This window comes from Bacteroidota bacterium, assembly GCA_018266835.1.
Classification (GTDB): Bacteria; Bacteroidota; Ignavibacteria; order Tepidaquicellales; family Tepidaquicellaceae; genus JAFDZO01.
This window is the reverse complement of sequence record JAFDZP010000002.1, coordinates 865,231-881,253: the sequence shown is the minus strand read 5'-3', so window position 1 is coordinate 881,253 and position 16,023 is coordinate 865,231. Positions and strand designations below refer to the sequence as shown.

The window sequence follows — 16,023 nt, the reverse complement described above, 5'->3', positions numbered from 1 at the left end:
CTTATATTACTAATTGCTTAAAATTAAATTTCATCCATAAACATGGCTTTAAACGTTGGCGATACAGCTCCTGATTTTACTTTAAAAAGTAAAAATGAAACAGGCGATGTTAAAGATTACACTTTAGGTGATTACAAAGGAAAGAAAAACGTAGTTTTATTTTTCTATCCGCAGTCATTTACCGGAGTTTGTACAACAGAAATGTGTACAATCGTAAAAGACTTCGAAGATTATTCTTCACTTGATGCGCAGACTTTCGGAATAAGTGTTGACTCTATTTTTACACAGGATGCATGGGCAAAAACAAACGGAATTACATTCCCTTTACTTAGCGATTTCAACAAAGAAGTGATTGAAAAATACGGAACAAGATATCCTGACGGCGGCTTTGTTCACAATATGAACGGAGTTTCAAAAAGAGCTGCATTTGTTGTTGATAAAGAAGGTAAGATTGCATACGCTGAAGTTTTAGAAAGCGCAGGAGATCTGCCAAACTTTGATAAAGTAAAAGAAGTTTTAAAATCCTTAAATTAATTTTTTAAGGTAATGATTGTTGTTAGAGAGCCTGATGAAATTGTTTACGATAAGAAAACCGTTGTTACCGTAGGGACTTTTGACGGTGTTCACATAGGGCATCAGCAGATAATAGGTGAGCTTAATCGCCTGAAGGAAGAAAAGAATTTAAGAAGCATCTTAATCACTTTCGACCCGCATCCGCAGATTGTTTTAAGGAACCGCTCCAAAGATGTAAAGCTTTTGACTTCCACAGAGGAGAAACTTGAGTTACTAAAAAGATTTCCTCTTGATACAGTTTATATAATAAATTTCAGTAAAGAGTTTGCAGCAACACCGGCAGAGACATTTTTTACTGATTACATAGTGAACAGGATTGGACTTAATGATTTAGTTATCGGATATGACCACATGTTCGGTAAAAATCGCGAAGGCAGTATAGAAACGGTAAACGCACTTTCAAATAATTTCGGTTTCAGCGTGCACAAAGTGCCGGAGTTTAAAATCGACGATAAAAATATAAGCAGCACTGAAATAAGAAATCTTCTTGAACAGGGAGATGTAAACGCTGCGAAATTTTTTCTCGGGAGATTTTATGAAATAGAAGGAACAGTTGTGCAGGGAGCGAAGAGAGGCAGAGAGTTAGGATATCCGACGGCAAACCTGAAGATTGATGATGATAACAAACAAATTCCGAAAAACGGAATTTACGCAGTAGAAGTTCTTTACGATAAAAATATTTTCCAAGGTATGATGAGCATAGGGCATAACCCGACAGTGAATGATACCGATGAAATATTCATTGAAGTAAACATCTTTAATTTTGATAAAGATATTTACGGAGAAAAAATTAAAATCAGGTTTGTTGAGTACATAAGGGAAGAAGTAAAATTCAATTCCCTTGAAGAGCTTACAAAGAAGCTTGACGAAGACAAACAAAAAACTTTAAATATATTCAGTAACATTAATTAAAAAAACACGTGGCATTAACTAAAGAAGAAAAAAGCGAGATTGTAACAAAGTACGGCGAATCAGCTAACAACTCAGGAAAGACTGAAGTTCAGGTTGCAATACTTACAAAAAGAATTAATGAGCTTTCAGCAAGCCATTTTAACACTCATGCAAAAGATAACCACTCAAGAAGAGGTCTTTTGAAAATGGTTGGTAAAAGAAGAAAGCTTTTAAGATATCTTGAAAACAAAGATGTTACAAGATACAGAGGCATCATAAAAGAGTTAAACATCAGAAAATAATTTTTTTGATTTTTTATTCTATTTCACAAATGCCCGTCCCTCATTTTTTAGGACGGGTTTGTCGTTTTTATGAACGTACATAAAAAAGACGTTAAACATTTTAAAACTTTACAAGAAAGGTTTATACCGAATTGATAAGAAAAAGCATAGAGATAGGCGGAAAAAAACTAACTCTAGAAACAGGAAGACTTGCTAAGCAAGCAAACGGAGCAGTGTTAATCTCCCTAGAAGACACCGTGGTATTATGTACAGCAGTCGCAAAAGATGAAGCAGCACCGGGACAGGATTTTTTCCCATTAAAAGTAGACTACAGAGAAAAATCGGCAGCCGTCGGAAAAATTCCGGGCGGTTTCTTTAAAAGAGAAGCGAAGCCTTCTGAAAAAGAAGTTCTCTCATCAAGATTAATAGACAGACCAATAAGACCAATGTTCCCTGACGGATATTTCAACGAAGTTGATATTCAGGCAGGTGTTTACTCTTCAGACGGAGAGAACGATGCAGACGTAATTGCTGCTATCGGAGCCTCAGCAGCATTGATGATATCTGACATTCCTTTTGATTTACCTATAGCAGAAGTAAGAGTAACAAGATTGAATGGTGAATTAATAATTCTGCCGACTCACACTCAGAATGACGAAGGTGATTTTGATATTATTGTTGCAGGAACGGAAGATTCAATCGTAATGGTTGAAGGTGAAGCAAAAGAAATTTCAGAAGCAGAATTTATTGAAGCAGTTAAATTTGCCCATACACATATCATCGAGCTTTGTAAATTCCAGAAGGAATTTGCGGCAGAAGTTGCTAAAGCAAAGAAACCAATTCCTGCTGCTGAAGACAGAACAGAAATGATAAACGATGTTAAAGCATTGTACGAAGCTGAGTATAAAGAGATGGTAAGCGCAGTTCTTCCGAAAGAACAAAGACACGATAAAAATCATGAGCTTCATGAAAAAGTAATAGCAGCATTAGCAGAAAAATATCCTGAAAAAGAAAAAGAGCTTTCAGGCATTATGCACGATATACAGTACAATGTTATCCGCGCAATGATTTTAGATGAAGGCAAAAGATTAGACGGAAGAGGAACAACTAACATAAGAAATATTGCTTGTGAAGTAACTGTTCTACCGAGAACACACGGTTCAGCTTTATTCACCAGAGGTGAAACACAAAGTTTGACAACTGTAACTTTAGGCACAGGAAACGACTCACAGACTATCGAAGGATTAAGAGACGAAATTCAGAAGAAATTTATACTTCATTATAACTTCCCGGGATTCAGCACAGGTGAAACCAGCGGAAGACCAGGACCCGGAAGAAGAGAAATCGGGCACGGTAACCTTGCAGAGCGTTCATTGAAAAAAATGGCTCCGGGCGAAAAAGATTTCCCTTACGTTATTCGTATCGTATCGGATATTCTTGAATCAAACGGTTCATCTTCAATGGCTACAGTCTGCGCAGGTTCATTAGCATTAATGGATGCTGGTGTACCAATGAAAAAACCGGTTGCAGGTATTGCGATGGGTCTTATAAAAGAAGGCGATAGAGTTGCAGTGCTTTCAGATATTCTCGGCGATGAAGATCACTTCGGTGATATGGATTTCAAAGTTGCAGGAACAGTTGACGGTATCACAGCGATTCAGATGGATATAAAGATAAGAGGAATTTCATTTGAAGTCCTTGAAACAGCTCTTAAGCAGGCAAAGGACGGAAGACTTCATATTCTTGGAATAATGAACGAAACACTTTCTGCTCCAAGAGAAAACTTATCGAAGTATGCTCCGCATCTATACTCAATGCAGATTCCTGTTGATATGATTGGAACAATCATCGGACCGGGCGGAAAAATGATTCGCCACATCATTGCAGAATCAGGCTGCGAGCTTAACATCGATGATACAGGTATGTTAACAATTGCAGCTGTGAATGAAAAGAATGCAGAGATTGCTAAGACTATGGTAGGAAGATTAGTTGAAGTTCCTGAAAAAGGAAAGACCTATGAAGGCACAATTAAATCTATAAAAGATTTCGGCGCATTCGTGGAAATCATTCCGGGTAAAGAAGGACTTCTTCATATCTCCGAAATAGATTATAAGAGAGTAGATAAAGTTGAAGACGTTTTACATATGGGCGATAAGATAGAAGTCATGCTTCTTGATATTGACCGTGAAGGAAAAATGAAGCTTAGCAGAAAAGCATTGCTTCCGAAACCTGAAGGATATGTAGAGCCGGTAAAACGCGAAAGACCTGAAGGTGACAGACGCGACGGACCGAGAAGAGATGACAGACGCGGCGGCGGTAACAGACGCTAAGTTAAGAAAGAATAATTAAGAAAATTAAATTCTCTCAACATGAAATTCGAAATTGATAAACAGAAAGACAAAACAATATTCAAGCTTGAATCAAAAGTACTCGGCCACGAAATAGCTGCTGATTTAAAAGCTGAATTAATTTTTCTTCAGAAAGAAATTGATAATCAGTTTATAATAGACCTGGGCGATGTAACAAGATGTGACAGCTCAGGCCTCTCATGTCTTCTTCTTGCAGAAAGAATGGAGCGTGAAAAAGGAAGTAAATTAGTATTGATGAATGTTAACAAGGCAGTGGAAGATTTAATAAAAATTGCCCGTCTTGACAGAGTATTCGATATAAAATAATACAAGTCTCTCCTTCAAATCCCGTTTGAATAAAGCAAATTTTTTTAATTGTTTCAGACGGGATTTTTTTATGCCCAATTTTAAATCATTGTTGATTGATTTTAAGCGCATAGACCGCAAAGTCTCACGCAGAGTGGGCAAAGAAATCTTTTAATGAATTAATTGTTTATAAAACTTTGCGGTCTTCGCGAATTCTCTGCGTTCTTTGCGTTTAATACACACAGTGAGCAGATAATAGCACGAATTTTTTCTTTTTACTTACTACATTATACTTATTACTTGATACTAAATTGAAAGACGAATACGTAAAAACATTCAAGCTATCGGAGCTTTCAAATAAAAAAGGAAAGCAGTTTCAGTTAGATGACGACCATGAGATAGCTGTTTTTAAAATATATGATAAGGTATATGCAGTTGATAATATATGCCCGCATAATCACGTGCCGCAGATGTTTGACGGTTATATAGATGAAATGTATGTTACATGTCCCATACACGGATTTAAATTTCATCTTGAAACAGGTGAGCAGCCAACAAAAATCGGATGCAAGCTGAAAACATATGAACTGAAAATAGAAGACGATTATATATACGTAAAGAAACCGAAACGAAAATTATTCGATTTTCATTTTTGATTAATACGTCAATCATATCAGGACTAATAAAGCAGAAAGCAAAAGAATACTGCTTTGCCCTGTGCGGATTTTCGAAAGCGGAGATTCTTGTTAAGGAGGAAATCTATTTTAAGAAGTGGCTGGATGAAAAGAAGAATGCCGGTATGAACTGGCTGAATAACTCCTTTGAAAAAAGAGTAAATCCCTTCCTTGTAATGCCTGAAACAAAGTCAATTATATCACTCGCCTTTATTTACGATACTCCATATCAGCATATAGAGGATAAATCAATAGCTAAAATTTCCCGCTATGCCTGGGGAGAGAAAGATTATCATAAGGTAATAAAGAAAAAATTAAAACCTCTTTGTGCAGAAATAGAATTATTATCTCCTGAAATTAAGACGCGCGCATATGTAGATGACGGTCCCATGATGGATAAGATATGGGCAGCACGCAGTGGTATCGGAGCAATGGGTAAGCACACGAACATTATAAATCCCGCTATCGGCAGTTTTTTCTTTTTATGTGAAATACTTATTAATGTCGAACTGGAATATGATAAACCTATTGAAGAGGACTTGTGCAAGAACTGCACGCTATGCGTGAATGCCTGTCCTACGGGAGCGATTTATGATGAGTATAAGCTCGATGCGAATTTATGTATATCGTATCAGACGATTGAAAATCGTGGTGAGATACCTGAGTTTATAAATCTGGATAACTGGATTTACGGCTGCGATACATGTCAGGATGTATGCCCTTACAACTCAAGAAATGTTTTCACAGAAGATGAAAGATTTTTTCCAAAGAAAGAAACGCTGAATAAATCACTGGAAGAATTATCAAAACTTCCCGAAGAAGAATTCAATAAATTATTTGAAGGCACGCCTGTAAGAAGAACGAAATACGCAGGATGGAAAAGAAATATTGAGAAGAATTTAAAAAGGGATATAAAGAATATTTAAAATTCCTCCTTCACAATATCTTCCTTCTTAATGCCTAAATTCTTCAGATACCCTTCTACTGCATCCATCATCGGCGGGGGACCGCAGACATAAAACTTCTGGTCAACTGTTCCGATATTCTGTTTTAAAAAATCTTCCGTTATGTGACCGTGCGGATAATCATTTGTATCTTCTTCAGATAAAATATTTATAAAATTCTCTCCAAGTATTTTTTCAAACTCTTTTTTCAATATTATATCTTCTCTTTTCTTATTGGAAAAAATAAGCTTACTGTTACCGAGTTCATTCTTTGATTTCAAATATCTGAATATTGCAATGAACGGAGTCACACCGGCACCGCCCGCAATAAACACGCCTTCTCCTTTGTAACCGATTGTTCCCCATACATCGTGCAAAATTAATTGGTCTCCTGCCTTCAATGATAGCAGTTCATTTGTCACGCTTTTTCTTTCAGGATATGTTTTTGTATGAAACTCAAGATAGTTTTCACTGGGAAGACAAGTAAATGTAAATGGCCTTCTCTCCTTCTCCCATCCCTTTTTATTGATAGATATTTCCGTTGCCTGTCCGGGATTGAAATTATATCCTTCGGGCTTTTCCAAAACAATTCGCAGAACATCGTGTGTTGCGTGCTCTATTACTTTTATTTTTACTATGTGCTCTTCCATTAAAGTCTTATTTAAAAGTTAGATACAATATTATAAAAAAGGTTACAAAATTCAAAATAAAAAACCCCTGAAAACTAGAAGCGTAATCAGGGGAGTATTGCAGATTAACAGAGTATAAGCTCCGTTCATCAAACTGGATTCCCGCCTTCGCGGGAATGACATTTATTAATCAAATTTCTTTTTATACACATGGCAGTAAGGACTTCCGTTATTCTTTTCATAATAATCCTGATGGTACTCCTCTGCTTTCCAGAATGTAGAAGCAGGAGTAACTTTAGTTACAACATCATATCCTTTGCCTTTTAAAATATCGATAAGTTTGTTTGCTGTTTCCTTTTGTTCATTATCTAAATAAAAAATTTCGCTCCTGTATTGTGTGCCGATATCCGGTCCCTGTCTGTTTACCTGCGTAGGGTCATGTGTTTCAAAATATAGTTTTGCAAGCTCTTCGTATGTCGTCTGCTCGGGATCGTAAACAACAAGTGTTGCCTCTGCATGTCCCGTTTTTCCTGTGCATACTTCTTTGTACGTCGGATTGTCTTTTGTTCCTCCGGTAAATCCCACTTCTGTTGAAATTACTCCCTTTCCTTTTGAAAGGTAGTATTGTGTTCCCCAGAAACATCCGGATGCGAATATTGCTTTTTTATATTTTGTTGTGTCGCCTGACATTTTATTTTTATCTCCCTTATTTGATAGATTTGATTTTTCAACCGGTATATCTTTGCTGCCTCCGCTCATAGTTGATTTTATCTGCGAGCAGGCAGTGAAGTAAAAACTAAAAAAAAGCATTATCAGAGTAATACTGAAAACACTTCTGTACTTATTATGGTTTTTCATTTTTTGAATTGGTTTCAATTTATAACAAATATAGTTAATAAATAATTCTCTAATAAATACGTCTGAACCCGGCAAAGAGATTTTAACTTATTTTGCATCTTAATTTGTTTTAATATCTATATTTTGAGGAACTAATTTTAATTTTATGCATAAAAATGTTAAGTTAAATACTTAAGATGAAAAAATCCCCGTTTCTCTTTATTCTGGCTGTTTTTACGATATTCCTGAATTCATCTTCTTATTCCCAAACTCTTCTGAACTTCAATCCTTCACTGCAAGTATCAAAATTTATTTCTACACAAAAAACTTCTTATCCCATTTTTCTTCCTCATATAGGAATCGGGTTTGCAAGCGGAGTCCGTGCCGGACTTATGGTTCAGGCAACGGAAAATTTTTCCGGAGAAATTTCTGCAGGATATGATTTGGCAAATTTTACAAGCGCGTCAGATGAAGAAAAAAGATACGGAGTCGGTGTAAGTTATCGTTACAGTGAAAAAATTCCGGTTTTTATAAGTGCGTTGTTTGCAATAGGTGACAGGGGTGAAAAGGCAAATCTAAGAAGTCCGAAGTACTATTATTCACTTAATGCAGGTTATATCTGGCTTACTAAATTCAGTATGAATTTTTTTGCAAGAGGTGGTTTTGCATTAAGATATTATTACGAGAGGTCAACAGAAACTGTTCATTATGATACACTGCTGCCGAACATCGATATCGGTTTTGGTTATTCATTTTAACAATTCACTGATGAAGAAAATAATTTTTATATCTGCAATTCTTTTGATGTTAGGAAGATTGTCTTTCGGACAGAATTTATATAATACTAAACCGGAAGTGAAAGAATATATTTTTTCCGTTGGCGGCGGAGTTTCTTCCTATGATAAACCCTCATTTCTGTTCAGTATAGAAATGTTTGCAAAATCTTCAAAAACCGTATCACTTGCGCTTGGTTATGATAATTATAAATTGATTAAAAATGGCGGCGGTTCAGAAAAATTATTTTCTTCAGTAAGCGGATATATATTATATACCAATAAAATATTTTCAAAGGAAGTGAATTTATTTATAGGCGGCGGAGGAACAGTTAATTTTACAAAAACTATTCATTATTACCCGTCAGGACTTTTAAGGTTAGACTTTAATATATATAAAGGTGTTTCACTCGGGGCAGAATACAAGCAGCCCATTTTTTTTGGAACTGATTTTGCAGCGCCTCCATTAATGCTTTTTAATTTTACTCTGTCATACAAATTTGAAATTTAATTTTTTATTAATTTAAAAAGTGATTTTGCTTAACCGGATTTCTATATCATTTAAAGTTTTTATTTTTATTTGTTGTTTTGTAATGTGTAACAGATCTTATGCTCAGGTATTTGATTATTCTCTGAAAGAAAAAAAATCTTTAAATATAAATAACATAATAAAATCCGATTCACTGAGCAGTCAGGATTTTGAACGTTTAACGCACAGCAAAAAAAATAAATTTTTTGCCGGATACGGTATGCTGCCTTCATCCAGTATAGGAGTTTTTTATGCGGGTTATATGTATGATGTATTCAAAAAAATGACTATCGAACCGAGTATAACTCTTTACACAAGAAACAGATCATCTGCCAATGCTATGATCTATTATCATACCTATATAATGCAGAACCGTGTGGATGTTTACTTTGGAGGCGGTGTTCAGGTCTTAAAATACTCTGAACAGAAATTAGTTTACCCGCTGCTATCAATTAAAGCAGATATTAACCTTACTCCGCAAGTTACATTGGGAATAACTCTTCTTCAGCCGTTCTTCTCTGAAAGCTCTTATTATTTTATTCCCGTTGTTCCTTTTACAATTTTATCATTGGGTTATAAATTCTGAACAAATGAAAATTAAACTTACATTACTCTTTTTATTTCTCATACTTACTCAGGATTTATTTTCACAGGATATTCTGAAAGATTCACTGAAAGTTTCATTGAATAATAAAAACTTTCCTGCGAATGAAATTTATCTGGGCTACGGAGCAGTGAACGGAGGAAGGCTTGGATACAGGTTAAGGCTTAATGAAGATATAGGCATTGAAGCATCTTTCGGTAAAAATTTCCTGTTCAATGACGGGCTTAACAGATATTATCTTACAGCAGGTATGAACTACTACACAAAAATATATGAAGGTTTGTTTTTCAGTATGCTCGGTGTTTATGAAAAGACAAATGATTTTTACGGAGACTCTTTTGCTTTCTCTCCCAATGCAGGTTATTTTCTGATAAAGCCGGATAAGAAAATATCTTTGCATTTAAGAGCAGGTCCCGTATTCTATTCAAAGAGAAGAGACAGCAGCTCTGCCTCGCAGCTTGGGCTGAACATAGATGCAAGTATTGGTTTCATTTTTTAACTATGCGAATTTAAAAATAAATATTATGAAAAAATTTATTTTATTAATTGGTATTTTTTTCTGCGCTAATTGTCTCTTCGCTCAAACCTACAACTCTACACTGGATAAAGATACCACAGGAGGAATACTAAAACATCTTTTATATGTGTACTGCGATAGCAATAAATTTACTGACACAAATCATATGAATAAAGTTATTGATTATCTTTCTGAAAAAAACTGCATGGTTAATAAAATATATCTCAATGACTGGATGAATTCTGACTTAATAAATTTTTTTAAAGAAAAAAATATAACTTGTTCTGTCCGTTCTGTTGTGAATATACTTCCCGTGATGGTAATAAGAATATCGGACGAGCAGGATGTTAAAAAAGTCCGTAACACAATTTCAGATGGTGTATATATTTTAAACGCGGAGTATTATGCTTTTGTATATCATTAGAATAGAATTTAAATATAAATTAAATTTTCCCTCCTCCAACAGTTTTAATACCGCTTTCATATAACCAAAGTTTAAATCCGTAAAAGATTTCAACATTTGCAGTTATTTTAAAACTTGATTTATTAATGCAGTATTTTTACTTTTATTCATAAGTCAACCTACAATAAAATTAGCTTATGAGAAAATTAATTTTATTAGCATGCCTTTTTCTACTCTCCGCTAATTTACACTTAAGCGCTCAGCAGGACTGGTACTGGAAAAGTCCTAACCCGCAGGGAAACAGAATCAATCAGATCTTCACCGGCAATAATAAATTATTCGGAATAGGGGAATGTTCAACGGTTATTTCAACAAGCAATGCCGGAGCATCATGGAATGTAATAAACAGGCTTACGGGACCGGAAGATAACATCACGGCTTTTCAGAAATATGATGAGAACACTTATTACCTTGGTACAAAGTATAACGGAATGAGGAAAACTACTAACGGCGGAGTGAACTGGACAGGCATTTCTGTTATTTACGAATCTTCATCAACAGGAATAAGAGGCATTGCCTTTACATCAGCCTCCATCGGATACGTTATAACATATAAAAATATTTATAAGACAACTAACGGAGGTTCATCTCCATGGAATTTGTTAACGACTCTACCCGATGAACTAACATCAATAAATTTTATCGATAATAATACCGGATTTGTAACAACGATGGGTGGTATGGAAGGTGGTGTTTCTACTCTTTACAAAACTACTAATGGCGGTTTAAACTGGACTTCACAGATTTTTAACGGCTGGGCCGGTAATTTTAGAATATTAAAGTTTGTAAACGCAAATACAGGATTTATTCAGTATGGCGGTTTCGCAAACGGAAGCAGATTATATAAAACTACAAATCAGGGTTTGAACTGGACTATTACCGGAACAAGTGAAGTGTTCGGGCGCATATTTATTTTTGATGAAAATAATATTGCCGGCACAGATTATAACGATTTTAAAAGTTCAACTGACGGCGGCGCTACATGGATAATAAAAACGCAGCCCTATTTGGAACCGATTGATTTGTATTTTGAATCAATTCAGAAGGGATATGTTCTTGATAAAAACAACAGAATAAGCATAACACAAAATTCCGGGGATAACTGGGCGCAGATAACTGAACCTAATGGTAACGGCTCAGCAAGTGATGTGCTCAAGGTAATCGATTTTGTAAATAATAATACCGGGTATATTGCGGGACGGAACAATAAAATAAAAGAGACTACAAACGGCGGAGAAACCTGGACAGAATATGAAACAGGTTTAGAAGGTGTTTCAGGGGTAGATTTTTTAGATGTAAATACGGGATTTGTTTCTGGCAATAGTGCATGGCATGTTTACGTAAGTAAAACAACAAACGGCGGAGCAAGTTTTACACCTGCTTACGTTTCAGATGATTATATAGGTACAAAGGTGAAATTTGCAAATGTTAATACAGGATTTGTTTACGGTTACTATAAATTTTTCGGTACAACAAACGGTGGAGTAAACTGGCAGGCGGTAACATTGCAAGATGATTTGGATATTTATTCAATTCAATTCATCAATGAAAATACAGGTATGCTTTGCGGAAGAGTAAATCAGTCATTTGTAAATAAAGTTTACAGAACTACTAATTCCGGAGCAAGCTGGATACCTGTTTATTCTACTCCGAATTCTTTGGGTAATACTCTATATAAAATTAAAATGGTGAACGATACTAAGGGATATATATGCGGGTATGGGATTTCGACCACTACAAACGGGGGAGCGAATTGGTATCAATTATATATTACTGGCATTCCACAAGGTACTTTCATTTCATCAATGGATTTTATTAATGAGCAGACCGGCTATGCAGCAGGTACAGGTGTAACATATAAAACAACTGACGGAGGAAGTCATTGGGGAACGGGTTCAATTCCTACTCAGGCAAGAATAGAAGATATAAAATTTTTTAATGCAAGCACAGGAATAATAGTAGGGGATTTCGGAGTTAATTTGAAAACCACAAACGGAGGGGGAATTTTTGTCTCGGCAATTACTCAGGTAGGTAATTCAGTAGTAAGCGATTATCAGCTTCATCAGAATTTTCCAAATCCTTTTAATCCTGTAACAAATATTCAGTTCGATATTCCGAAAGGAGATTTTGTGGACTTAAAGGTTTATGATATACTTGGTAAAGAAATTGAAAATCTTGTAAGTGAGTTTAAGTCGGCTGGAAGTTATATGGTTACATTTGATGCAAGCCGCTTTGGCAGCGGAGTATTTTTTTACAGAATGAAAACAAACGGATTTATTCAAACGAAAAGAATGGTTATAGTGAAGTGAGGAATAAAGTTCAGATTGGATTTATTAAAAAATGAATTTCAGTATGGTAACAGAACGTTTAAAAGTTTAATTGAAGTAGCCTTTGTAAGTGAAATCCGTAAGTGAAATTAACGCACTGGCAGTAATAGGGATAAAACTGATAAATATTTGTTATTTCAAAGTTTAATTTCCAAACCCTTCAATTAATATAGTGAAAAAATATTAATTTAGTTCAAAACTTACGAGGGGGCGTAAATTTCGTCCTGTGATTTATCAGTTATTTGCGACTTCTCCGGTTCAGGTTCTTCATCTTCAATTACATTTGCTTTTGCCTTGGCAATATAAGAATAAATAGCAGGGACAATAAATAATGTTAAGAAGGTAGAAAATAAAAGTCCGCCTACAACAGCAATACCAAGTGATATTCTGCTTCCGGCACCAAAACCAAGAGCAATTGGTAAAATTCCCAAAGTTGTTGCAAGTGTCGTCATGATAATCGGTCTGAAACGTGCTTCTGCAGCTTCTATAACAGCTTCAAGTTTTGTTAGCCCTTCCTGTTTGCGTTGATTAGCAAACTCAACTATAAGTATAGCATTTTTTGTAACAAGACCAACAAGCATAATAATACCAATCTGACTGAAAATATTTATAGTTTGACCGGTAATCCAAAGGCTGAGTATAGCCCCTGTAATTGCTAACGGAACCGTAAGCAAAATAATGAACGGGTCAATAAAACTTTCAAATTGCGCAGCGAGAACAAGAAAGATAATTACAATTGCAAAAACGAAAGTGAACAAAAGACTCGAGGAGCTTTCCGCAAAATCACGTGACTCACCTGCAAGTGCCGTTGTATAATTTTCATTTAAAACTTTTTTAGCAACATCTTCCATCGCTTTTAATCCGTCACCTAATGTGTTCGGAGGTACCGGTGCTGCAGAAATTGTCGCAGCTGAAAATCTGTTGAATCTGAATCTCGAAGGTGCAGTTGCCTCTTCTTTTAATGAGACAAGACTGCTTAATTGAATCAATTCACCACGTTTATTTTTTACATATATATTATCTAAATCACCCGGTTTATCTCTGTATTCTCTTTCGAGCTGCCCGATTATCTGATATTGTTTTTCACCCTGAATAAAATATCCGTACCTTACTCCTGCCAGAGCAGTCTGCAAAACCTGCGCAACATCCTGAATAGTAACACCAAGTGCATCAGCCTTTCCTCTATCAATTGTTATAGCAAGTTCCGGCTTATTTACTTTTAAGTTAGCATCAACAAACTGTAAAATAGGATTTTTCTTAGCTTCATCCAAAAATTTAGGAAGAATATTTGCAAGACTATCAAAATTATTTGACATAATTACGAATTGAATAGGCTGCCCGCCAAACCTTGCTCCGATTGTAGGCGGCTGAGTAGGAAACCCACGTACACCATAAAAACTATTAAGAGCTTTAGAAAGCTGGGCAAAGATTTCTTTCTGTGATCTTTCTCTTTCATCTGGGTCTTTCAAATACAAACTTAATCCACCGGTGTTTGTAGCGCTGCTTCCTCCGCCAATTGCAACTAAAGTTAAAGGAGATGATACTTCCGGAATAGAATCCATTACATATTTTGTCATTTCATCAAGATAACGTTCCGTAAATTCATACGACGCCCCTTCAGGTGCTGTAGCGGAAATTCTTATATTAGAACGGTCTTCCAAGGGAGCTAACTCAGATTTCAACTGACTGCCGATAAAAAATATTATTGCAAAAGCTGCAACAACTAATATGAAGCTCACCCATCTTACTCTCATAAATTTTTCAAGAGAGTTATTGTAAGTTTTAGTAAGCCATACAAAAAACGGCTCAGTCATATTATAAAACTTGTTGTGAGCATCATGCCTTTTGAGAATAAACGCGCTAAGCATAGGGCTTAAACTTAAGGCAACAAAAGCCGAAATTAAAACAGAGACTGCAATCACAACACCAAACTCTCTGAATAATCTTCCAACCTGACCTTGGATAAATAGGATAGGAAAAAATACCGCAGCAAGAGTAATAGTAGTAGAAATAACGGCAAAGTAGATTTCCCTTGCACCTTTAAATGCTGCCTGTTTAGGCGACATTCCGTCTTCAATTTTTGTATAAATATTTTCCAGTACTACTATGGCATCATCGCATACTAAACCAATAGCCAAAATTATTCCTACTAATGAAAGCACGTTAATGGAGAAATTCAGAAGATACATGACAAAGAATGTAGCAATAATAGAAATAGGAATTGCAATAACGGGAATTAAGGTCGAGCGCCAGTCTCTTAAGAAAAGAAATATGATGAATACAACAAGTCCGAATGCAATAAAAATTGTTTCCTCTACTTCACTTAAAGTCTTCCTGACAAAAGTTGAGAAGTCGAATCCCAAATCTAACTTTATATCTTCAGGAACTTCTGTTTTTAATTTTTCCAGTCTTTTATGAAATTCATCTGAGATTTCAATGACATTTGCACCTGCCTGAGGAAGAACTGCTACACCAACTCCGGGTCTGCCATTACGTTTAAGAGCAGAACGTTCGTTTTCCGCGCCGTATTCTGCAAATCCAATATCACTTAATTTTACTACTCTTCCATTGTCTTCTTTAATCGTTAGATTATTAAACTCATCAATGCTATTTAGTCTGCCAAATGTTCTTATGGTCAGTTCTGTAGACCACCCTTCTATTTTACCTGAAGGTAAATCAACATTTTGCTTATTTAATACACTTTGAATATCCAGAGGTGTAACTTTATATGCAGCCATCTTGCTTGGGTCAAGGCGCAATCTTATGGCTAATTTTTTTTCGCCAAAAATCCGCACTGAACCTACACCATTAATAGTTTGCATTCTTTCACCAATTACATCGGAAGCAAACTTGCTGACTTCTAATATATTTCTTGTATCGCTATAAACTGTTAAAAAGATAATTGGAGTTGCATCTGCATCGGCTTTTTCAACTATGGGAGGGTCAACATCATTCGGGAGATTTTTCAATGAGCGGCTTACTCTGTCTCTTACATCATTTGCTGCAGATTCTAAATCTCTATCTAGATTAAATTCTACTGTAATAGAGCTGACTCCTTCACGGGAAGTAGAAGTTAGTGTTCTTATTCCTTCAATACCATTTACTCCCTCTTCAAGGGGTTCGGTGATTTGTGTTTCGATAACATCTGAATTTGCTCCCGGATAATTTGTAGTTACCGTTACAATTGGAGGGTCAATGCTAGGATATTCTCTTATTTGCAAAAATCTGAATCCAACAAAACCCATAATAATGAGAATAATACTCATTACCATTGCAAATACGGGTCTCTTTATGGATGTATCTGATAAGCTCAAACTTTATGATTAA

At 35.6% G+C, this 16,023-nt stretch carries 16 protein-coding genes; 13 read left to right on the top strand and 3 right to left on the bottom strand.

The window, feature by feature from the left end; genetic code table 11:
* Positions 1-42 precede the first annotated feature (42 nt).
* From JST55_05675 to queG, 7 genes are all read left to right on the top strand, one after another.
* Entirely contained in the window at positions 43-534 is a 492-nt protein-coding gene (locus JST55_05675; protein MBS1492974.1) for a redoxin domain-containing protein, read from the top strand.
* A gap of 12 nt (positions 535-546) precedes the next feature.
* Positions 547-1,485, top strand: a complete 939-nt coding sequence (locus JST55_05670; GenBank protein MBS1492973.1) for a bifunctional riboflavin kinase/FAD synthetase — start codon at positions 547-549, stop codon at positions 1,483-1,485.
* Positions 1,486-1,493: 8 nt separating this feature from the next.
* A complete protein-coding gene (rpsO, locus tag JST55_05665; GenBank protein MBS1492972.1) occupies positions 1,494-1,766 on the top strand; it encodes a 30S ribosomal protein S15 in 273 nt (90 codons plus the stop codon).
* Positions 1,767-1,897: 131 nt separating this feature from the next.
* Positions 1,898-4,075: a polyribonucleotide nucleotidyltransferase gene (gene pnp, locus JST55_05660; GenBank protein MBS1492971.1), complete on the top strand. Its 2,178-nt coding sequence runs from the start codon at positions 1,898-1,900 to the stop codon at positions 4,073-4,075.
* A gap of 39 nt (positions 4,076-4,114) precedes the next feature.
* Positions 4,115-4,420 carry an STAS domain-containing protein gene (locus JST55_05655; protein MBS1492970.1) on the top strand — a complete coding sequence of 102 codons (306 nt, stop codon included), beginning with the start codon at positions 4,115-4,117 and terminating at the stop codon, positions 4,418-4,420.
* Positions 4,421-4,710: 290 nt separating this feature from the next.
* Positions 4,711-5,055 carry a nitrite reductase (NAD(P)H) small subunit gene (locus tag JST55_05650; GenBank protein ID MBS1492969.1) on the top strand — a complete coding sequence of 115 codons (345 nt, stop codon included), beginning with the start codon at positions 4,711-4,713 and terminating at the stop codon, positions 5,053-5,055.
* Complete coding sequence (queG, locus tag JST55_05645; GenBank protein MBS1492968.1) at positions 5,052-5,999, top strand: tRNA epoxyqueuosine(34) reductase QueG; 948 nt, start codon at positions 5,052-5,054, stop codon at positions 5,997-5,999. The genes JST55_05650 and queG overlap by 4 nt, the downstream gene beginning before the upstream one ends.
* Here queG and JST55_05640 read toward each other — a convergent pair.
* Both JST55_05640 and msrA read right to left on the bottom strand, forming a co-directional pair.
* Positions 5,996-6,667 (bottom strand): flavodoxin reductase, encoded by a 672-nt coding sequence (locus tag JST55_05640; protein MBS1492967.1) that lies wholly within the window; start codon positions 6,665-6,667, stop codon positions 5,996-5,998. The genes queG and JST55_05640 overlap by 4 nt on opposite strands.
* A gap of 165 nt (positions 6,668-6,832) precedes the next feature.
* Positions 6,833-7,504, bottom strand: coding sequence for a peptide-methionine (S)-S-oxide reductase MsrA (gene msrA / locus JST55_05635; protein MBS1492966.1), 672 nt, complete (start codon positions 7,502-7,504; stop codon positions 6,833-6,835).
* 176 nt (positions 7,505-7,680) lie between these two features.
* Here msrA and JST55_05630 point away from each other — a divergent pair, with 176 nt between their 5' ends.
* The 6 genes from JST55_05630 to JST55_05605 all read left to right on the top strand — a co-directional run bounded on the left by JST55_05630 (position 7,681) and on the right by JST55_05605 (position 12,678).
* The gene (locus tag JST55_05630) at positions 7,681-8,241 is read left to right on the top strand and encodes a hypothetical protein (protein MBS1492965.1); all 561 of its coding nucleotides are present in this window, start codon (positions 7,681-7,683) and stop codon (positions 8,239-8,241) included.
* A gap of 10 nt (positions 8,242-8,251) precedes the next feature.
* Positions 8,252-8,767: a hypothetical protein gene (locus JST55_05625; GenBank protein ID MBS1492964.1), complete on the top strand. Its 516-nt coding sequence runs from the start codon at positions 8,252-8,254 to the stop codon at positions 8,765-8,767.
* A gap of 82 nt (positions 8,768-8,849) precedes the next feature.
* Positions 8,850-9,371: a hypothetical protein gene (locus tag JST55_05620; protein MBS1492963.1), complete on the top strand. Its 522-nt coding sequence runs from the start codon at positions 8,850-8,852 to the stop codon at positions 9,369-9,371.
* A gap of 4 nt (positions 9,372-9,375) precedes the next feature.
* Positions 9,376-9,888 carry a hypothetical protein gene (locus tag JST55_05615; GenBank protein MBS1492962.1) on the top strand — a complete coding sequence of 171 codons (513 nt, stop codon included), beginning with the start codon at positions 9,376-9,378 and terminating at the stop codon, positions 9,886-9,888.
* A 25-nt stretch (positions 9,889-9,913) separates the two neighbouring features.
* The gene (locus JST55_05610; GenBank protein MBS1492961.1) at positions 9,914-10,330 is read left to right on the top strand and encodes a hypothetical protein; all 417 of its coding nucleotides are present in this window, start codon (positions 9,914-9,916) and stop codon (positions 10,328-10,330) included.
* 176 nt (positions 10,331-10,506) lie between these two features.
* Positions 10,507-12,678, top strand: coding sequence for a T9SS type A sorting domain-containing protein (locus tag JST55_05605; protein ID MBS1492960.1), 2,172 nt, complete (start codon positions 10,507-10,509; stop codon positions 12,676-12,678).
* A 218-nt stretch (positions 12,679-12,896) separates the two neighbouring features.
* Here JST55_05605 and JST55_05600 read toward each other — a convergent pair whose 3' ends face one another.
* Positions 12,897-16,010 (bottom strand): efflux RND transporter permease subunit, encoded by a 3,114-nt coding sequence (locus tag JST55_05600; protein MBS1492959.1) that lies wholly within the window; start codon positions 16,008-16,010, stop codon positions 12,897-12,899.
* Positions 16,011-16,023: the final 13 nt, after the last annotated feature.